The 19652-nt window shown below is 45.8% G+C and carries 18 protein-coding genes; 4 read left to right on the forward strand and 14 right to left on the reverse strand.

The window, feature by feature from the left end:
• Window position 1 precedes the first annotated feature (1 nt).
• The 4 genes from dctA to AC1RNB_RS06650 form a co-directional block, all read right to left on the reverse strand.
• Window positions 2–1243, reverse strand: coding sequence for a C4-dicarboxylate transporter DctA (gene dctA / locus AC1RNB_RS06635; protein ID WP_493081783.1), 1242 nt, complete (start codon window positions 1241–1243; stop codon window positions 2–4).
• A 148-nt stretch (window positions 1244–1391) separates the two neighbouring features.
• Window positions 1392–2915, reverse strand: a complete 1524-nt coding sequence (lysS, locus tag AC1RNB_RS06640; protein WP_493081785.1) for a lysine--tRNA ligase — start codon at window positions 2913–2915, stop codon at window positions 1392–1394.
• 149 nt (window positions 2916–3064) lie between these two features.
• On the reverse strand, window positions 3065–3523 hold the full coding sequence (locus AC1RNB_RS06645; protein WP_493081787.1) for a GNAT family N-acetyltransferase: 459 nt from the start codon (window positions 3521–3523) through the stop codon (window positions 3065–3067).
• Window positions 3495–4103 carry a pseudouridine synthase gene (locus tag AC1RNB_RS06650; protein ID WP_493081789.1) on the reverse strand — a complete coding sequence of 203 codons (609 nt, stop codon included), beginning with the start codon at window positions 4101–4103 and terminating at the stop codon, window positions 3495–3497. The genes AC1RNB_RS06645 and AC1RNB_RS06650 overlap by 29 nt, the downstream gene beginning before the upstream one ends.
• Before the next feature lie 419 nt (window positions 4104–4522).
• Between AC1RNB_RS06650 and AC1RNB_RS06655 the strand changes: the two genes are divergently transcribed.
• Entirely contained in the window at window positions 4523–5470 is a 948-nt protein-coding gene (locus AC1RNB_RS06655) for a UDP-3-O-(3-hydroxymyristoyl)glucosamine N-acyltransferase (protein ID WP_493081791.1), read from the forward strand.
• Between the two features lie 82 nt (window positions 5471–5552).
• Here AC1RNB_RS06655 and AC1RNB_RS06660 read toward each other — a convergent pair whose 3' ends face one another.
• The 4 genes from AC1RNB_RS06660 to AC1RNB_RS06675 form a co-directional block, all read right to left on the reverse strand.
• Complete coding sequence (locus AC1RNB_RS06660) at window positions 5553–6461, reverse strand: hypothetical protein (protein WP_493081793.1); 909 nt, start codon at window positions 6459–6461, stop codon at window positions 5553–5555.
• A gap of 430 nt (window positions 6462–6891) precedes the next feature.
• Window positions 6892–7866, reverse strand: coding sequence for an NAD-dependent epimerase/dehydratase family protein (locus AC1RNB_RS06665; RefSeq protein ID WP_493081794.1), 975 nt, complete (start codon window positions 7864–7866; stop codon window positions 6892–6894).
• Between the two features lie 146 nt (window positions 7867–8012).
• On the reverse strand, window positions 8013–8429 hold the full coding sequence (locus AC1RNB_RS06670; protein ID WP_493081796.1) for a Fur family transcriptional regulator: 417 nt from the start codon (window positions 8427–8429) through the stop codon (window positions 8013–8015).
• A gap of 6 nt (window positions 8430–8435) precedes the next feature.
• Window positions 8436–9095, reverse strand: a complete 660-nt coding sequence (locus AC1RNB_RS06675; RefSeq protein ID WP_493081798.1) for an SCO family protein — start codon at window positions 9093–9095, stop codon at window positions 8436–8438.
• Between the two features lie 112 nt (window positions 9096–9207).
• Between AC1RNB_RS06675 and AC1RNB_RS06680 the strand changes: the two genes are divergently transcribed.
• Window positions 9208–9600 (forward strand): MerC domain-containing protein, encoded by a 393-nt coding sequence (locus AC1RNB_RS06680; protein WP_493081800.1) that lies wholly within the window; start codon window positions 9208–9210, stop codon window positions 9598–9600.
• A 247-nt stretch (window positions 9601–9847) separates the two neighbouring features.
• On the opposite strand, the gene cysS is transcribed toward AC1RNB_RS06680, so the two are convergent.
• The 5 genes from cysS to rlmD form a co-directional block, all read right to left on the reverse strand.
• On the reverse strand, window positions 9848–11356 hold the full coding sequence (gene cysS / locus AC1RNB_RS06685) for a cysteine--tRNA ligase (RefSeq protein ID WP_493081802.1): 1509 nt from the start codon (window positions 11354–11356) through the stop codon (window positions 9848–9850).
• Between the two features lie 130 nt (window positions 11357–11486).
• Window positions 11487–12590 (reverse strand): endonuclease/exonuclease/phosphatase family protein, encoded by a 1104-nt coding sequence (locus AC1RNB_RS06690; protein ID WP_493081804.1) that lies wholly within the window; start codon window positions 12588–12590, stop codon window positions 11487–11489.
• A gap of 77 nt (window positions 12591–12667) precedes the next feature.
• On the reverse strand, window positions 12668–13591 hold the full coding sequence (locus tag AC1RNB_RS06695) for a rhomboid family intramembrane serine protease (protein ID WP_493081806.1): 924 nt from the start codon (window positions 13589–13591) through the stop codon (window positions 12668–12670).
• 33 nt (window positions 13592–13624) lie between these two features.
• Window positions 13625–14467 (reverse strand): rhomboid family intramembrane serine protease, encoded by an 843-nt coding sequence (locus tag AC1RNB_RS06700; protein ID WP_493081808.1) that lies wholly within the window; start codon window positions 14465–14467, stop codon window positions 13625–13627.
• A 118-nt stretch (window positions 14468–14585) separates the two neighbouring features.
• The gene (gene rlmD / locus AC1RNB_RS06705) at window positions 14586–16013 is read right to left on the reverse strand and encodes a 23S rRNA (uracil(1939)-C(5))-methyltransferase RlmD (RefSeq protein WP_493081810.1); all 1428 of its coding nucleotides are present in this window, start codon (window positions 16011–16013) and stop codon (window positions 14586–14588) included.
• 155 nt (window positions 16014–16168) lie between these two features.
• On the opposite strand from rlmD, the gene AC1RNB_RS06710 reads away from it, so the two are divergent.
• The gene (locus AC1RNB_RS06710; protein ID WP_493081812.1) at window positions 16169–17632 is read left to right on the forward strand and encodes a redoxin domain-containing protein; all 1464 of its coding nucleotides are present in this window, start codon (window positions 16169–16171) and stop codon (window positions 17630–17632) included.
• A gap of 71 nt (window positions 17633–17703) precedes the next feature.
• Here AC1RNB_RS06710 and metF read toward each other — a convergent pair whose 3' ends face one another.
• On the reverse strand, window positions 17704–18657 hold the full coding sequence (metF, locus tag AC1RNB_RS06715) for a methylenetetrahydrofolate reductase [NAD(P)H] (protein WP_493081814.1): 954 nt from the start codon (window positions 18655–18657) through the stop codon (window positions 17704–17706).
• Window positions 18658–18783: 126 nt separating this feature from the next.
• Between metF and lptB the strand changes: the two genes are divergently transcribed.
• On the forward strand, window positions 18784–19578 hold the full coding sequence (gene lptB / locus AC1RNB_RS06720) for an LPS export ABC transporter ATP-binding protein (protein WP_493081816.1): 795 nt from the start codon (window positions 18784–18786) through the stop codon (window positions 19576–19578).
• Window positions 19579–19652: the final 74 nt, after the last annotated feature.

Here is a 19652-nt window from a genome sequence, read left to right on the forward strand (position 1 = left end):
ACTACCGCTTCTCCACCACTCTCCTGTAAACATTCATATCAATCGCCTTCTCACTCTTGGCAATAATCACCGTGGCAATGGTATTGCCGATCATATTGGTCAGGGCTCTTCCTTCGCTCATAAAACGGTCTACACCGATCAGCAGGGCAAGGCCTTCGAGGGGAATTACTTTCAAGATGGTAAGGGTGGAAGTAAGCACAATAAATCCACTGCCCGTTACCCCGGCAGCACCTTTACTGGTTACCAGCAGCACCCCGATAATGGTTAACTGTTGTGCCAATGTCAGGTTGATATCAAATACCTGTGCCAGAAAAATAGTGGCCATGCTGAGATAGATGGTAGTGCCATCCAGGTTAAAACTGTAACCGGTGGGGATGATCAAACCCACCACCGATCTTTCGCAGCCTGCCGCTTCCAGTTTTTCCATCAGGTTGGGCAAAACCGCTTCGCTGCTGCTGGCACCGAGTACAATGAGTAGCTCTTCCTTGATGTACACCAGTAACTTCCACACACTAAACCCGTAATAGCGGCCTATCAGATTCAGTACCACAAAAATGAACAGGAGCGAAGTGATATAATAGGATAACAAGAGGTTACCCAATAAAACCAGGCTCCCGAATCCGAATTTGCCGATGGTGTAAGCCATACCACCAAAAGCACCTATCGGACTAAACTTCATCACAATATGGATCACATTAAAGAAGGCTTTGTTCAGGTTCTCGAATACAGAAATCAGCCTGGCACCACCGGTTCCCATTTTGGTAATGGCCACACTGAAGAGTACACCAAAGAACAATACCTGTAACAGATCGCCTTTGGCAAAAGAATCCACAATATTGGTGGGAATGATATGCGAAAAAAACTCGCCCCAGTTCATTTCTTTGGCGGCAGAAGTATACTTATCGAGATTTTCTTTGGGAAGATGGTTGGTAGCAATGCCCACTCCCGGCTTTAATACATTGGCAACTACCAGTCCGATAATGAGCGCAAATGTGGTAACCACTTCAAAATACAACAGACCTTTGCCTCCTACCCGGCCTACTTTTTTAAGGTTACCCGCTCCGGCAATACCCAATACGATGGTGAGGAAGATGACCGGCGTGATCACCATCTTGATCATATTGATAAAAGATTCGCTGATCAGCTTGGCCGTTGGCGCAAAAGAAGGAAATAACCAACCTGTTACTACCCCCAATACAATTCCGATAATGACCTGTACATAAAGAACCTTAAGATATTTCATGGAAGAAGGGGGTTTTGGTACAGCAATCTACAAAACCCAACCCAAAATTGGGCAAAGAGGAAGTACCGCAAATAAAAATGCCACCGGTAAACAGATCATCACAGCCATTAGCAGGGATAGTTGTTTATCGGCGGCTTACACAAATTTATTAATCCATCTTCTCCGGACGCATTTGCGGAAACAGCAGTACATCCTGGATAGATACCTGGTTCAGCATCATCATACATAACCTGTCGATACCGATACCGATACCGGAAGTGGGGGGCATACCATATTCCAATGCACGCAGAAAATCGTGATCGATGAACATGGCTTCATCATCACCCCGCTCCATCAGCTTGGCCTGTTCCTCAAAACGCTCGCGCTGGTCGATCGGATCGTTCAGTTCAGTGTACGCATTGGCGATCTCTTTTCCGTTCACCATCAGTTCAAAACGCTCTACTACCCCTTCTTTACTGCGGTGTTTTTTGGTGAGCGGACTCATCTCCACCGGGTAATCTATGATAAAAGTGGGTTGGATATAGGTATGCTCACTGGTAGCACCAAAGATCTCATCAATCAGCTTGCCCTTACCAATATTACCGGGCACATCTATTTTCAGTTGCTTGCACACATCGCGCAGGCCGGTTTCATCCATACCGTTTACATCGATCCCGGTATTCTCTTTAATGGCATCGTGGATACTGATACGCCTGAAGGGTGCTTTGAAATTAATGATCTTATCTCCCAAAGGCACATCCGTGGTTCCATGCAGGGCAATGGCGATCTTTTCGAACAGCTGCTCCGTGGTTTCCATCATCCAGAAATAATCTTTGTAAGCTGTGTACCACTCCAACACGGTAAATTCAGGGTTATGTGTTCTGTCCATACCCTCGTTCCGGAAATTGCGGCTGAACTCGTATACCCAGTCAAACCCACCTACAATCAGTCTTTTCAGGTACAGCTCATTGGCAATACGCATGTAAAACGGAACATCCAGAGCATTATGGTGTGTAATAAACGGACGGGCCGCGGCACCACCTGGAATAGCCTGCAGAACGGGTGTATCCACTTCCAATGCTCCCTGACTGTTCAGGAAATCACGGATGGTATTAATGAGTTTGGTGCGTTTTACAAAAATCTCTTTCACATCGGGGTTGATGATCAGATCGGCATAGCGCTGTCGATAACGGAATTCGGGATCGGTTACCGCATCAAATACATTGCCTTCCTCATCTCTTTTGATCACCGGTAAAGGTTTCAACGATTTGGTTAACAGGGTCAGCGTTTGTGCATGTATCGAGGTTTCACCTGTTTTGGTGATAAAAGCATAACCGGTAACGCCAATAATATCACCCAGGTCAAGACCATGTTTTACCACTGTATCCCAGAAGGTTTTGTCTTCTTCCGGACAGAGATCATCCCTTTTCACATACAGCTGAATAATGCCCTTGCTGTCCTGGATTTTGATAAAGAAAACTTTACCCTTATCATTGATACTCATGATACGGCCCGCTACACAAACAGCAGCAAACTGCTCTTTGGTTTCTTCGGTGTAGTTATCCTTGATATCGGTCGAAAAATGACTTACGGGGTACAGGGGAGCCGGGAAGGGATCGATACCCGCTTCCTGCAGCTTTACCAGTTTCTCACGGCGGATCAGTTCCTGCTCAGACAAATGTGTTTGACTCATACAATTTTTTTGGAAGCAGCAAAGATACGGGCGGAGCGGAGATTTTGAACATCGAACATCGAACACCGAACGCCCAACAAATGAAGTTAAAATGCAAGTTTACCCTCCTTCGATATTCGTTGCTCGGCATTCGATATTCGATATTCATTTCATCCCCCCTGGTACACATCCGGATTGTGCACTTGCATAAACCTGGCAACCGTTTCTTCCGGTATCGGTTTCCAGCCAAACTGGGCATAGAGTCCGTGTGCGTCTTTTGTGCCCAACAGCCAGCGCCGCAGTCCCTGCACTTCAGGATAGGCATGGATATAAGCCATGAGTTGTTTGGATACCCCCTTACCGCGGTGGGCGCGTAGGATAAACACATCTGCGAGATAGGCAAAAGTGGCCCTGTCGGTTACGAGACGGGCAAACCCTACCTGTTGATCCTGCTGGTATACCCCAAAACAGAGTGAATGGCGGATGGACCGCTCAACCACTTCCAGCGGAATGTTTTGGGCCCAGTAGGATTCCCCGGAAAGGTAACGGTGAATCAGCGGCAGGTCCAGTTTTGCCGGATCGGTACTGATCAGGTAAGTATTATCGGCGGGAGTTGGGTTTGTTTCCATGAAACAGTTGTTGGTAAACAGTAGATTGATTGAGTTCGACCAGATCTCCCGGTTGCATACTATCCAGCGATAGTTGTTCTATCCGGTAGCGGATCAAACGCAAAGTAGGAAATCCCACTTTAGCGGTCATCTTTCTCACCTGCCTGTTTTTACCTTCTGTCAAAATCAGGCGGATCCAGGGTGCAGGAATTTCTTTCCGGAAACGGATGGGCGGATCACGGTCGGGCACCGGTGGTGCGGCAGCAAATATTGCTGCGCGGCAGGGTCTGGTATGGTATACTTTTCCATCGATAGAGATAGGTACTGTTTTTTGTAAAGTGATAACAGCTTCATCCGTGATGGCACCATCTACCTGTACCCAGTATTCTCTTTCATGTGCAAATCTGGGATCGAGTAAACGATGGTTGAGAGCGGTATCATTCGTTAACAATAACAGGCCTTCACTATCAAAGTCGAGTCGCCCAACAGGATATACATCCTTTGGTACATCAAAAAAATCTGCGAGTGTTTTCTTTCCATCCACTGCAGAAAATTGTGATAATACGAGATACGGTTTGTAGATGATGAAGTAGCGATTCATACAAAAACAAAAGTCCCGCAGAAGCGAGACTTTGTATATGGATGGGTTAGTAAGTACCGGGAAATAAATTTCCCTACACAATATTAAAAAGACTTTTAACTAATGCAAAAAAATTTTTAAACAATTTTATTAACATTTTGGCCGGGAATGTGGATTGCCGCGGTTACCAGGCCTCTTTCAAAACACATTTCTGCTACCCTACAAACACATCATTCATCAATTATACAAAAAATAAAATCGCTGAAACATTGATGAATAAAGGGTTTCGCTAGATGTGTGATTTGATGTAACCGTTTTTCTGTTGTCGTTCCGATGATAAAAAATTCCGGAAAATCTACCCGAAACGGAGGATTCCCGACGAAAAAAAATTTCTGCTGAAACAGGTATATTACCTTTGATTTTTCTAAAAAAACGCAGTTATGAAGTTTCCAGCACCCGTTTCCGTACAATGGCTCGCCGATCTGATCGGTGCAGAAGCAGCAGGTAATCTTGCTGCGCAGGCATTGGGCATCAACGAAATTCACAAAGTAGAAAACGGCGATCTGGTTTTTGTAGACCATCCCAAGTACTATGACACCTGTTTAAAAAGTGCCGCGAGTTGTATCATCATCAACACTAAAGAAGTGACTATTCCGGAAGGCAAAACCATTTTTGTAGTGAAGGATCCGTTTGAAGCGTACTTAAAAATCGTCAATCATTTCCGTCCGTTTATAGCTGCGCATCAATCAGTGAGTGATGATGTAGTAATCGGAGAAAACACGATCATCATGCCGAATGTTTTTATCGGCCGCGAAGTAGTGATTGGAAAAAACTGTGTGATTCATCCGAATGTTTCTTTACTCGATTATACCATCATCGGAGATGATGTGGTGATACAGGCAGGTTGCGTAATCGGCAGTGATGCTTTTTATTACAACACCAAAAAAGACCGTCCGGTCTGGTACAAAAGAATGCAGAGTTGTGGCAATGTAGTGATCGAAGACAAGGTAGAAATTGGCGCCGGCTGTACCATCGACCGCGGTGTTACTGCCGAAACCCGGATTGGGGCGGGCACCAAACTGGATAATATGGTGCATATCGGACACGATACCACGGTTGGTAAAAACTGTCTCTTTGCCGCCCAGGTAGGTATTGCCGGCGGAACCATTATTGAAGATGGGGTTACGCTCTGGGGACAGGTAGGTGTTAGCAAAACCCTCACCATTGGCGCCAATGCCGTAGTGCTGGCCCAAAGCGGGGTTCCCTCTTCGCTGGCGGGTGGAAAAACCTATTTCGGTTATCCGGCCGAAGATGCTTCCCTGAAAAGAAGGGAACTGGTATGGATCAAACGGATCCCGGAACTGTGGAAGAAAGTGATGGAGAAGTAAGTTTACTCCTTTAAAGATGACCGGCAGATTGTGGAACAAACCAGTAATTCCAAATTCTGCCGGTCATACAATTCTCCCATACTTACAACTTCAATACTTTTAGCCGGTTCACAGCATTCGCATGGCCGGGGTTCAGCAGTATGGCTTTTTCATACGCTGTAATGGCTCCTCTTTTATCATTCAGTTTTTCCAGGATTTCCCCAAAACTATCGAACACGGACGCATTATTGGGGTAGATCAGGGTGTTCAGTGTACCTACATTCAGTGCTTCCGCATTTTCGTTTGCAGCAAGCAACACATATGCATAGGCGTTGAATTCTCCATAGTGCAGGCAAAGAGGTTTTATGGTTTGCACCAGGTTTTGCAGCTCCTCAATTTTCATAAACTGTTTGCGCATGTTTACCTGCTGTTGCCAATAGGTAATTGCACGGTATTTGGGTTGATAGGATTTTTTCTGCAGAATAGCTAAGAGGTCTTTCTCCAGCGATACCTCAGGCGATTCTACTATCCTACCCATTTCACCTGTGGCATCATACAGGATAAATGTGGGTACATGATGTATGCCCCGGCCACGTTCTTCGTGTTGTGGACTTTGTTTATACGTATTAGTGGCATTATCTACAAAAACCAATGTGATCTTTCCGGTATCCATGCCCGCTTTATCCAGAATCTTTAACATCCGCGGCACTTCCCGTTTACTGTCACCGCACCAGGATCCCAGGAAAATATCCATTCTTTTATTTTTCAGGAGCGGTTTTATCCTGTTTATTGACGCTGTATCTACGGAATAGGGTTGATAAAACTCATCGAACCAGTTTTTGTAAACCGGCTTTTGTAATACGGAAAGTGAAGCGTGACCCAGTAAAATGGTTTGTCCGTTAGTGTTGGTGACTTCTGTATTTCTGAGAGGTGTTGTAATTACGGGTAAAGTTGCCCGATGGCATGCTATCGCCATTACCATAACGGCGGCAACCATGAATCTATATTTCATGATAGTATTATTAGTTTTAAAAAAAACAGATACGCACGGTAGGGTAAATCTTACCGTGTAATGAATGAGAGGGTATATGATGATTCAGACCTGTGGCGGGTGAAAAATAGTTTTTGAGAAAGAAGACAGACCCGCAAGTTGATATACAAAGATCATGGGTGTTGGAGCAGCAGTAAATCGACAGCTAAATTCACAAAAACAGGTGCCAATATACTTCCAGTCTGTTTTTAAAGCGAGGTTTTTTTGCTTATCGGGCCTGTCAGGTGCTATAGGAATATCAACAATGCGCGTACAATCGCACAAACGGGGATCACCATTTGTCAATACCTGAATCGAACAATCTGCATACGCCAGCATTTTAGCCATATGCGGGGCATACAAAGAAAAAGATAGTATGAAAATAATGACCTGCTTCAGGGTATCGTTTGTGTTACAAATTATGGATTTTCTGCAACTCGGCACAGATCCTTTTCAGCGAATCAGCGATAGGTGTATAGGTAAAAGCAGGGAGAAATTGTTTGAGTTTGCTGTTATCAAACTGCACTTTGGCTGCCGCTGTTTTGGCCGTTTCTTTGGTGAGTAAGGGATCTTTTCCCGTAAATTTTGCTTTGACTGCCTCAAGCCGCCATACAATCGCAGCCAATAAAGGAGTTACTTTTCTGTAGGGTGCACGTTTCCCGAAACAGTTGGCTATCTGCGTAAATACATCTCGGTAAGGCAGGTTTTCGGCACAGAGAATAAAGCGTTCTGCCTGGATCTCGCTTTGCATGAGCATGATCATGGCTTTTACCACATCGGCCACATCTACAAAACCACTGGTGCCCTCTGTATACCAGGGAAATTCATCGTAAGCCGATTTAAAGATTCCGGAAGAGCCTTTTTCCCAATCGCCCGCACCCAGGATAATCACAGGGTTCACGATCACCGCGTTCAGTCCTTCTCCAATCCCCCGCCAGACTTCCATTTCAGCAAAATATTTGGTCTTGCCGTATTCGCTGTTGCTGGTTTCTTCCGACCAGTTCATGCTCTCATCAATGGGTTTATCCTCGCGGATCCGGCCCAGTGCCGCCACAGAACTAACAAATACCAGTTTGCGGATGTCTGCCTCTAAACAGGCATTAACGATATTCACTGTGCCTTCTACATTGGCCAGGTGTAAGAGATCTTTTTTCTGCGGATTAAAAGAAACGACCGCCGCACAATGATATACTTCCTCTACCCCCTCCATGGCTTCTTCGAGCGAGATCACGTCAAGAATATCTCCTTTAACCCATTCAATCCCCTCCGCACCTTCGATGGCAGGGATAGCGGAACGATACAAGGCTCGTACTTTTTTCCCCTCCTTCACCAACTGTTTTACCAGGTGAGAACCTACCAAACCACTAGCGCCGGTGATGAATATCATAGAAGGGTGTTTGTGCGAAGATAAGATTGTGAATTGGCAATTGGCAATTGTGAATGGTGAGTTGTCAGTAGTTAGTAGTGAGTTATGCTTATATTGACAATTCACCATTGCCTATTCACTACTGACTACTCACCACTCACCACTGACTACTGACATTTCCTGCATTTACCGCTCACCACCACATCGGTTTGTGATACGGAAAAGCCATCGGGCAGACTGAGTTTGGGAACACTGATATTGTCGAGACAGTAGGTAGTACCACAATCATCACACATGAAATGTACGTGATCATCGTGGTGGTGGCCGCCGGCACAGGCATCTTTGCACAAAGCGTAACGTACCGAATTATCTGCGGTGGGAATAGTGTGTATGATGCCTTTTTCTACAAAGGTTTGCAGGGTTCTGTATATCGTCACCCGGTCAAACTCGGTACCGCTTTCATGTTCGATATCTGCATGCGCCAGTGCTCCCTTTGCTTTTACAAAGAGTTCCAGTATTTTTTTCCGGCTGTCGGTAATACTGAGCTGGTTTTTTTTCAGGGTTTCAATAATACTGTAATGCATGCTCAATTATTTCGGGTTGGCGTTAAACAGCCCGTTTACAAAATTGCCTGTTCCCGCTTTTTCGGAAAGCAGTGCCTGTATGTCTTTTTTCAGGCGGTCTAATTCCGGTTGTTTTAATCCATCATAGATCTGGCCCCTCACTTTTCCATCCTTGTCAACAAGGGCAAAAAACTGGGTATGAATGAACTGGTCTTCGATCTTCTCTACATTGTTCTTCGGATCGTCCAGCAGGTAGGCGCTGCGTGCCATCTGGTACAGGCTGTCTTTGCGGCCGGTAAGTAATACCCACTTGCGGGTGTCTATTTTCATTGAGTCGGCATATACTTTTAAACGTTGTGCCGAGTCGCGCTCCGGATCGCAGGTATGGGCCACAATCATGAAATCGGGCTCGTTTTTGAACTGCTCATACACGGTTTTCATGTTGTTGTTCATCTTCGGACAAATGCCCTTGCAGGTAGTAAAGAAATACTCTACCACACTTACTTTACCCAGCATATCACGGTCGGTAAACGGGTGACCATCCTGCGTGGTAAACTGGAAGGGTTTTACATAACTGATCACCGCCAGTTTGGTTTTCCACTTATCTGTTCCGCGAAACAGGAAAAAATAAAAAGCCGCCACCAGTACGGCAAAAAACAGCAGGTAACCGATCAATTTCTTAGGCATAATTATCTGTATAGGCCGCAAAGTTACACCTCATTCTGCTTATGAACAGAGTGGAACCCCTTCTCTAAGAAATATTTTGCAACAATGTTGCATTGTAGTAATTTTGCCGGCTATGCGATTAAAGATTGACTGGGATGCGATGGGAATTGCTACTTCACTGGCCTGCGCCATTCATTGTGCGCTGCTGCCACTTTTCCTTACCAGCCTGCCTTTGTTCGGGATCAATATCATCGAAAACGTCTGGTTTGAGTACCTGATGATCGGGATCGCATTTGCCGTGGGTTCCTATTCTTTTTACCACGGTTTTAAAAAACACCACCATAGCTGGCTGCCTTTTATCCTTTTTTCGGTGGGTATTGCCTGTTTACTGGCCAAAATGACCTGGCACGAATGGCGTAACTGGTTTCTCGTACCGGCCGTGATCTGTATCGTGGTGGCCCATGTACAAAACCACAGAATGTGCCAGGTGCATAACCATGCACATTCAGATGATTGTAATCACTAACATGCTGCCTATTACAATCAATTACCCGATGATTCGAGTTTTTTTGCCGCTCTTGGGCCGCTGGGCCCCGTGCCTGTTACCGGGCTGCTTTGGCCTCTGAGCAGATCTGCTTCGCATGATCTACTCTGTCTTCTCCCGCTTGAAGCAGGATTGACACCGAACCCAAAGAGGCCCGTCCACAGGCACTGACTAGAAATAATTCATCGATCACTCTAATAGCACAAACATTATCTTTTAAAACTAGTGATTACGCAATGGTATAACTCATTCCTCCATCTTTCTCATCCTTCAATTGTACACCCAGGGCGGTCAGTTCATTGCGGATCTTATCGCTGGTAACAAAGTCTTTCCGGTTTTTGGCCTCTTTGCGGATCTCGATGAGCAACTGCAACACCCCGTCTAATTTCCCATCATCGCTGGCTCTTTCGTTCTTCAGTCCGAAAATATTCTCTACATATAAAGTCAGCTGCTGTTTCAGCAGATCAACCGTTGTTGCCGCTAAGGCTGTGGCAGGAATATGTTTGTCTTTGATAGAGTTGATCACAGATACCAGTTCAAACATATTGGCCAGCACTTTGGCTGTGTTCATATCATCATTCATGAACTCTTCAAACTCGCTAACCAGTTTCTGCACTTTTGCATCCAATACCTTGTCAGCCGCTTCTTGTCCGGCTGCTACACTCCATTGACCGGTTACCCACTCATACGCTTCCATCAGTCTTTTCAAGGCTTTTTCCGATGCCTGTAAAGCTTCGTTACTGAAATCCAGTGTACCACGGTAATGGCTTTGCAGGATAAAGAAACGGATGGTCATGGGATGATAAGGCTGCAACAATAGCGGATGCTGCCCACTGAACAGTTCGCTCAGTTTGATCACATTATTGTAGCTCTTACCCATCTTTCTTCCGTTGATGGTGATCATATTATTATGCAGCCAGTAACGAGCCGGCATTTTATGATTGCAAACCGTACTCTGTGCAATCTCACACTCGTGATGCGGGAACTGTAGGTCCATACCACCACCATGTATATCAAACTCCTCGCCCAGGTACTTGGCGGCCATGGCCGAGCATTCGATATGCCAGCCGGGGAAACCCTCGCCCCAGGGACTTTGCCAGCGCATGATATGTTCCGGCGGTGCTTTTTTCCAAAGGGCGAAATCGCTTTTGTTGCGCTTCTCGTCCTGGTTATCCAGCTCACGGGTGCTTTCGATCTGCTCGTCCAGTACACGTCCGCTGAGGATACCATAGGGTTGTCCTTTTTTCGAATAATCGGTATTGTATTTCTCTACATCAAAATAAACCGAACCATTTACCTCATACGCATACCCATCTGTGATCAGTTTTTTGATCATCTCTATCTGCTCAATAATATGCCCCGTAGCGGTAGGTTCGATACTGGGCGGCAGGTTATTCAAACGCTCCATGGCCCAGTGGTACAGGTTGGTATATTTCTGCACCAGCTCCATCGGTTCCAGCTTTTCCAGCACTGCTTTTTTACTGATCTTATCTTCCGCCTCGCGGCCCTCTTCTTCAAAATGCCCGGCATCGGTCAGGTTGCGTACATACCTTACCTTATACCCATTGTGCATGAGGTAGCGGTATAATACATCAAACGTTACATAGGGTCTTGCATGACCGAGGTGACTCTCGCCACTCACTGTTGGTCCGCACACATACATGCCTACATAAGGCGCATTAATCGGAACAAACGCTTCTTTCTGACGGGTAAGTGAATTATATACTTTAAGTGGCATGGGTTATGAACAATTACAGGTAAAACAATGAATGGTAACCGGCGGCTTCAGCCGGTAAACGGGAAAGCTGCAGATCAGCAGCAACAACAGCAATAGGGATATGAGTGGTTCATTGAGTGGCGAAGATATTTTATTTTTTCAAAAGAAGGTCAGATACCAGCATAATATGGTCGCTGAGGTCTTCATCCACCATCTCAAACTGTTTTACTTCGAACCGGGGAGAAGCCAGAATATAATCGATACGGAGCGTGGGCGCCAGCGAAATAAAGGTACGGCCAATGGCAAATCCCTTTTTAAGAAAAGCATCCTGCCAGTTGCCTCTTATCTGAAAATAGGTGTAGGAATTGGGCACATCATTAAAATCGCCGCAGATCACAGCGGGGTACGGCGACTTATCCAACTCTTTGCGTACCATATTGGCCTGTATGCCCCTGCGACTGAAAGCCAGTTTCATTTTCCGGAACAGGCTTTTAGAGGCCGAAAGGGTTTCTTCGTCCTGGTCGCGGATCTTTTCTATATCGTCGTAATCGGCTTTTTGGAACTTGAACGATTGCAGATGTGTGGTATATATGCGGATGGTATCCTGTCCTTTCAGGATATCAGCATAAATCAGGCTCTCGGCTACCGGGTAAGCAATACGGCCCGAATCGATGATGGGATAACGGGAAAAAATGATACAGCCCGACTGATAGCCGCCATTGGTCCGCTGGTAATCTTTTGAGAAGTAATGGTATTTATATTCCCCGGAAAAAAGGGCGATATTATCTGCCTGGTCTGCATGGTTGAATTCCTGCAGACAAATCACATCGGGATTCATTTTATGAATACTGCCGGCCAGTTCTGCCGGCATCAGTTTCCTGATTTCTTTATTGGATGAGAGACCGTTGAAACTATGCACGTTCCAGTCTACCATACGCAAACAGTTTTCCGGTTTCCGTTTGTTGAAACCGCTGCCCGCATGCCAGGCAAATACCACACTGATCTGTTGCCAGCCAATGGCCAGCGATAAAAGCGGCAACCATACCAAAATGGGTTTGACCAGTAACCAGAAAATCACAAAAAATACAAGCACCAGTAAGAGATAAGGAACTATCAAACCCGTAAATCCATTCAGCCACCAACGTGCCGGGTTGATATAGGGCGAGAGACAGGCAACCAGAAACAGCAGCGAGATGATCACATTAACTGCAACAACGACCGTTTTGGTGGCACGGCGAAAAATACTCTTTGCCATGCCCCGAATTTAGTAAAAATCAACGGTGAAAATCCATCTGGCACAGAGAGGTTACCAACAGGATATGGCTGAACAACTTATAGCTCTTCTGCACTCGCCCTTTTCAGGAACTCTTTTTCTTCATCCGTGAGGTATTGATATCCTTCCTGGTTGATCTTGTCGAGTATTGCATCCAGTCTTTGCTGGGTTACGTTCGATATTTTCTGGTAGGGTTTCCGGTCCGACTGGTAATGCAGTTTATCCTTGGGTGATTTTGTTTTGTGCTTTTTTTCAGGACTGAACAGGTCATCGAACCAGTTCATCAGGCTGATCATCCAGGCACCCCAATCGCGCCCGCGGCGTAACTGGTGGATGAACAGATACCCAACCACGCCACCTGCCAGATGCCCGGCTGCAATGGCGCCGTTTCCACTTGCAAGCGTAGCAAAATCAATGGCAACAAAAATGGCGGTGAGCACCCATAGCGGAATACCCCCATTAATCAAAGGAAAAATGCGGTAATCAGGAGCAAGTGTGGTGGTAGCCACAGCAATAGCCATGACCGCTGCGCCGGCACCCAATAAAGGTGATGTATTGGCGATGCCGCGCTCCAGTACCGGTACCATATTGTTACCAAGGAGAAATACCAGTCCGCCCACCAAACCTCCATAGAGATAAATGGGGATCAGTTTATTATTACCCGCCAGATCCTGCAGAATATAGCCAAAACACCAAAGCCATAAACTGGTACTGAGCAAATGCCATACGCTGTGGTGGGTAAACATATAAGTAAGCAGGGTCCAGGGCCTTCCCAGAAAACCATCAAAAGGAGCCGGCATGGTAAGCCAGTTCAGGATCTGCCGGTAAAAAAATTCTTCGGGTATATCGGAGAGATAGTAGATGATCTTTACAAAATTGATGAACACAAACACCAGCGCATTCACCGCAAAAAGGAACACAAGGGCATTGTTATCCTGTCCTAATAAAATATTCCGGCTGGTCTTGTAAGGTTGGGGCGACATACACTCAATTTATCAGTAAAACAAACCGCTATCTCAATAGAACGTTTTTTTGTTGCTTTTGTTCCAGGTAATCACAATTAACAGCCCAACAATGGCCCCACCGATATGCGCCCAGCGGGCAACATTGTCTCCGGCAGAGTTCTTTAAGGCAAAAAATACTTCATATCCAAAATACAGTAACCCGATCCATTTGGCTTTTACCGGTATCAGGAAATAGATATAGAGATACGTGTTGGGAAACAGGTATACAAAAGCAGCCAGTACCCCAAACACGGCACCACTGGCGCCAATGGTACTGGTATTGATGCGGCTCTGGTAAAAAGCCGTTATCTGCTCAAATACTTTATTCATCAACTCCGGATTATTAGGGTTATCCCTGATAAAACTGATCAGATCATCCCTATGCGCAAACCCTACATTGTTTTTGCTGATGAAGTTGATCAGGGCATCGGCCTGGTACTCGCCACTACCGGTGCGCTGCTGAAAAATGGCCGTGTAATCACGCAGTAAAGGCATCAGCTCGTAGCTGAGGAACAGTAAGTGAATCAGGGCTGCTCCCAATCCGCAGATCAGGTAAAAAGTGAGGAAGCGTTTGGAACCCCAGAGATTTTCCAGCACGGAACCGAACATCCAGAGCGCAAACATGTTTCCGAAAATATGCCCGATATCGCCATGCAGGAACATGTGCGTGATCAGCTGCCAGGGTTTGAACAGATCGCTCTGCCAGGCATGTAGTGCCAGTACATCTTCAATATTAAAACTAACAGAGGGGCCTTTAAAAGTATTCTGCGCCAGAAAGAACAGTCCGTTAATGATCAACAGGTTCTTTACAATGGTAGGTAAGATCTCAAAACGCGAGGGTCTAAATTCTGTCATACTGTGCCCTCCCTCCCCTTCGCCGGGGCGTTTATAAACAGGTGAATGGTAAAAAACTGGTTCATATTAATATTGTCTGATCGTTTAAAATAACACAATCCCGTTATCCTTTCAGGAACTATTGGGTTTTCAGTTTCAGCTGCACCACATTTTCAATATGCAGGGTATGCGGAAACATATCTACCGGTTGTATTTTTTCTACGGCATATTTTTCGTCCAGTAAGGCCAGATCGCGCGCCTGTGTAGCCGGGTTGCAACTTACATAAACCACTGTTGGCGCAGCTATATCCAGCAGCTTTTTAACCAATTTTTCGTGCATACCCGCCCGCGGAGGGTCGGTGATCACAACATCGGGCCGGCCATGGGTGGCAAAAAAAGCATCATCACAGATATCGATCACATCACCGGCAAAAAAATCGGCATGTGCTATTTTGTTCAGCTCCGCATTTTTCTTCGCGTCGGCAATAGCATCTGCGATCACTTCCACCCCGATCACTTTTTTGGCCAGCTTACTCACAAAAATACCGATACTGCCCGTGCCGCAATACAGGTCGTACACCGTTTGTGTACCATCCAGCTCTGCATAATCGCGGGTTACCTGGTATAATTTTTCCGCCTGTCGGGTATTGGTCTGGAAGAAGGATTTCGGACTGATCATAAAAGAATAATCTTCCAGTTTTTCTATAATGTATCCCTTTCCGAAATATACCTGCGGGTCCAGATCAAAGAGGCTGTCGTTCTTTTTGGTGTTGATGGTATACAGCAGTGTGGTGATCTGCGGAAACTGTTGCAGTAACTGATCCAGCATTTTTTTACGCAGCGTCTCTTCCTCATAGCCTATCACTACATTGATCATCAGTTCGCCGGTAGTGGTATTCCGTACAAACATATTACGCAGCCAACCGGTATGCGAACGGTTATTATAAAAAGCCAGTTGATGGTCGATGGCAAACTGTGCCACCGCTTTGCGGATCTGGTTGGTAGGCTCTTCCTGCAAATGACAGGTATCGATCTCCACCACTTTATCAAAAAAACCCCGCGCATGAAAACCAGCGGCACCGGCATGATCATTGGGATTGATACCCGCCGCCTTCATCCGCCGGAATTCTTCGGTAGGAATGTATTTGCCTGTGGCAAAAGTATATTCCAGTTTATTACGGTAATGGCTGGTAATATCCGCTCCGATAATAGGTGCCATTTCGGGTAAAACCACTTTGGCAATCCGGCCCAGGTTATCGCTTACCTGTTTCTGTTTATAAAAGAGTTGCTTCTCGTAAGGCAGCATCTGCCACTGGCAGCCACCGCAAACGCCAAAGTGCTGGCAGAAGGGCATAACCCTGTCGGGCGAGAGTGAATGTATCTTAACCGTATACCCTTCGGCCCAATCCGTTTTGTTTTTGGATAACTGCACATCTACCACATCGCCGGGCACGGCGCCTTCAATAAATATCACTTTACCGTCGACCCTTGCCAACGATTTACCCTCGGCTGCATAGTCCTGCACCAGAACCTGTTCTAAAATAACCTGTTTTTTCTGCTTTCTCACGGCTGCAAATGTAACTACGATTGCCTTTGATTGAGAAGGATTAGAGAGGATTGCTGCATAAGGATACAAAAAGAACGGGCTAACCGGATTTTTTTGACACCAGTTTAACGGCCACCAGCCCCGATTTAACTAAATTTACCCCTCATTCAAGCACTATGAGGCGATTCTTACTTACGATTTGCGTTTTATCTACGGTATGGGGTGTTGATGCACAAAAAACTGCCCCCAAACCAGCGGCAGCTAAAGGAAGGAACATTTCCATTACACTTACCCCGCTTAAGAACTGTAAAGTGTACCTCGCCAGTTATTTTGGGCAGGGCAAGGCACTGGTGGATTCGGCCTACCTGAATGAGAAAAGCCAGGGCGTGTTCAAGGGACCCAACAAACTGACGGGGGGCATCTATTTTGTGGTATCACCGCAATATACCATCCAGTTCGACCTGCTGATGGACGCAGAACAGCAGTTCAGCATTGTGGCCGATACCTCGTTGAAAGAAAAAGCGGTGATCAGCGGATCAGCAGAGAACGATCTGTACAAGACTTATGCCGTGTACACCGGCTCCAAAGGAGCCAGTCTGGCACAACTTGAAAACGCGTACAAAGCAGCTACCACCAAAGCAGACTCCACCCGTTTGCGCGATGAGATCATTAAAACAGATAAGGAACTGCAGGATTACCGGGAAAATATCATCAAAAAACACTCCGGTAGTTTGCTGGCCGCATTACTGGGTGCGATGAAAAGACCCACGGCACCTGCCATACCAATTGTTAACGGGAAAGCCGATTCCACCTATCCTTACCGTTATGTAAAAGATCATTTCTGGGATGATGTACTGTTTAACGATGACCGTTTGCTGCGTACGCCCTTTTTTGAAAAGAAACTGGATGATTATTTTAAGACCATGGTATCGCCCGAACCCGATTCGGTGATCAATGAAGTGAAATATATATTGCTGATGGCCAGAACCGGCAAGGAAATGTATCCCTACCTGCTGACCAAGTTCACCAACAAATACATGAATCCTGAATTTATGGGACAGGATAAGGTATTCGTGTATCTGTTCGAAAATTTTTATGCCAAAGGCGATACGGTATTACTCAATCCCGCATCCAGGAAAACCATTACAGAAAGAGCCTATAGTTTAATGGCCAATCAACTGGGGCAGGCAGCTCCCACTTTAGACCTGACAGACACCACCGGTAAAACCGTTTCCTTATACAATATCAAAGCTCCTTTTACAGTGGTTACTTTCTGGGACCCCAATTGCGGACATTGCAAGGAAGAAATTCCCCGCATGGATTCGCTGTACAAGGCCAAATGGAAAAAATACGGGGTAGCGGTTTACTCGGTAAATATTTATGAGAACGAGATCCCGGCCTGGAAACATTTTATACAGGATAAAAAACTATCTGCCGAATGGACCCATGTATATGAGACCAAAGCGGCCAAAACAGCGGTGGAAAAAGCCGGGAAACCCAACTTCAGACAGCTCTATGATATTTATAAAACGCCTACGGTGTACCTGCTCGACAAAGACAAACGCATCATAGCCAAACAATTAAGTCTGGAGCAGTTTGATGACCTGATTGAAACCAAGCGAAAAACGACCAAGAACTGACCGGACATAAAAAATGGGGAGAGCTCAGCATAGAAGCTGTCCTCTCCCCATCATAAAATAGTAATCTATTTCTAGCGGATCTCTTTAACTACGTTCCAGATCACTTTAGGTTTACCTAATGTGTAGTAGTGTAATACAGGTACACCGAATGCTTTCAACTCCTTACTCTGCTGCACCAGCCACTCTGTTCCTACCTGCTCACATTCCTGGTCTGTTTTGCATTTCATGATGGCGTTAGACAGGTCGGTGGGAATATCTACATGGAAAATCCTTGGCAGAACAGATAGTTGCTTTTTATTAGTAATCGGTTTCAATCCGGGTATGATAGGTACCGTGATCCCGCTTTCTCTACACGCTTTTACAAAATCGTAGAATTTCTGGTTATCAAAAAACATCTGTGTCATGATGTATTCTGCACCGGCGTCTACTTTCTGTTTCAGTTTGGCGAGGTCAATCTCCAGATTGGGTGCTTCAAAATGTTTCTCGGGATATCCGGCCACGCCCATACAGAAACTGGTTTTGCCCCCGTTTTTGATATCCTCATCGAGGTAAATACCATTGTTCATGTTATTCACCTGCTGCAAAAGATCTATTGCATAATGGTTACCATCTTTTTCGGGTTCAAATGCGGCTTCGTTCTTGGCGGCATCTCCCCGTAATACCAGCACATTATCGATACCCAGAAAATCCAGATCAATCAGCGCATCTTCAGTTTCGCGTTTGGTAAAACCGCCACAAATGATATGGGGCACTGCATCAATCCGGTAATGGTTCATGATGGCCGCACAAATACCTACGGTACCGGGGCGTTTACGAACATCTACTTTTTCAAAAGTGCCATCGGCCTTTTTCTTGAACATCGTTTCGCTGCGGTGGTAGGTAACATTGATCCAGGAGGGTTTAAAATCCATCAATGGATCCAGGTGATCATACAAACTGGTAATCGTTTTTCCTTTTAAAGGCGGCAGCACTTCAAAAGATACCAGTGTATCTTTTGATTGCTGAATGTGATCGGTTATTTTCATCTCTTCGTTGCTTTGTGATACAGGGCCAAGCCCTTACAAAATTGCTGCAATATACACCCTCCGCCATAGAAAAACATCTGTTAAGATAAACAGAGCCTCATCGATTGACCCTGAGAACCGCTATTTTTGCCAAAACACATTCCGGTGAACCTGACCATACATACCAAAGACCTGTTTAAGAGTTACAAGGGGCGGACGGTTGTCCGGAGCGTTTCTGTAACCGTTAAACAGGGCGAGATTGTAGGTTTACTAGGCCCCAACGGCGCCGGCAAAACCACTACTTTTTATATGGTGGTGGGGCTGATTAAACCGGATGAAGGACAGGTTTTCCTGAACGACCTGGAGATTACCAAACTACCCATGTACAAACGGGCGCAGATGGGTATTGGCTACCTACCCCAGGAAGCCAGTGTATTCCGGAAACTAAGCGTGGAAGATAATATCATGGCGGTGCTGGAGATGACCAAACTTACCCATGGTGAGCGACAGCACAAACTGGAATCGCTGCTGGATGAGTTTAACCTGCACCATGTACGCAAAAACAATGGCGACAGCCTGAGTGGCGGCGAGAGAAGAAGAACAGAAATTGCCCGTGCCCTGGCCGTAGACCCTAAATTTATCCTGCTGGATGAACCCTTTGCCGGCGTAGACCCCATTGCGGTGGAAGATATCCAGAGTGTAGTGGCCAAACTCAAATACAAAAATATCGGGATCCTGATCACCGACCATAATGTGAACGAGACACTCTCTATCTGCGACAGAGCTTACCTGCTCATCGAAGGAAAAATATTCAAACACGGTTCGGCAGAAGAACTGGCCGAAGATCCACAGGTGAGAAGACTCTATCTCGGAACCAATTTTGAACTGAAACGGAAAGACTGGATCATAGAAATGGGTAAAGACGGTCCTTCCGGTTTATAATCTTTTCCCGTGTAGCTAGCCGGCTTTTCTTTTTAATCTGCATTCTCGTTTCCATTGCTTATTTTGCTGCTGAA

This window comes from Sediminibacterium sp. GW821-FHT12F12, from assembly GCF_058806635.1.

Bases quoted from the DNA above. Each gene is read 5' to 3' on its own strand.
- dctA (WP_493081783.1), bottom strand. From the start codon at position 1,243: ATGAAATATCTTAAGGTTCTTTATGTACAGGTCATTATCGGAATTGTA.
- lysS (WP_493081785.1), bottom strand. From the start codon at position 2,915: ATGAGTCAAACACATTTGTCTGAGCAGGAACTGATCCGCCGTGAGAAA.
- AC1RNB_RS06645 (WP_493081787.1), bottom strand. From the start codon at position 3,523: ATGGAAACAAACCCAACTCCCGCCGATAATACTTACCTGATCAGTACC.
- AC1RNB_RS06650 (WP_493081789.1), bottom strand. From the start codon at position 4,103: ATGAATCGCTACTTCATCATCTACAAACCGTATCTCGTATTATCACAA.
- AC1RNB_RS06655 (WP_493081791.1), top strand. From the start codon at position 4,523: ATGAAGTTTCCAGCACCCGTTTCCGTACAATGGCTCGCCGATCTGATC.
- AC1RNB_RS06660 (WP_493081793.1), bottom strand. From the start codon at position 6,461: ATGAAATATAGATTCATGGTTGCCGCCGTTATGGTAATGGCGATAGCA.
- AC1RNB_RS06665 (WP_493081794.1), bottom strand. From the start codon at position 7,866: ATGATATTCATCACCGGCGCTAGTGGTTTGGTAGGTTCTCACCTGGTA.
- AC1RNB_RS06670 (WP_493081796.1), bottom strand. From the start codon at position 8,429: ATGCATTACAGTATTATTGAAACCCTGAAAAAAAACCAGCTCAGTATT.
- AC1RNB_RS06675 (WP_493081798.1), bottom strand. From the start codon at position 9,095: ATGCCTAAGAAATTGATCGGTTACCTGCTGTTTTTTGCCGTACTGGTG.
- AC1RNB_RS06680 (WP_493081800.1), top strand. From the start codon at position 9,208: ATGCGATTAAAGATTGACTGGGATGCGATGGGAATTGCTACTTCACTG.
- cysS (WP_493081802.1), bottom strand. From the start codon at position 11,356: ATGCCACTTAAAGTATATAATTCACTTACCCGTCAGAAAGAAGCGTTT.
- AC1RNB_RS06690 (WP_493081804.1), bottom strand. From the start codon at position 12,590: ATGGCAAAGAGTATTTTTCGCCGTGCCACCAAAACGGTCGTTGTTGCA.
- AC1RNB_RS06695 (WP_493081806.1), bottom strand. From the start codon at position 13,591: ATGTCGCCCCAACCTTACAAGACCAGCCGGAATATTTTATTAGGACAG.
- AC1RNB_RS06700 (WP_493081808.1), bottom strand. From the start codon at position 14,467: ATGACAGAATTTAGACCCTCGCGTTTTGAGATCTTACCTACCATTGTA.
- AC1RNB_RS06710 (WP_493081812.1), top strand. From the start codon at position 16,169: ATGAGGCGATTCTTACTTACGATTTGCGTTTTATCTACGGTATGGGGT.
- metF (WP_493081814.1), bottom strand. From the start codon at position 18,657: ATGAAAATAACCGATCACATTCAGCAATCAAAAGATACACTGGTATCT.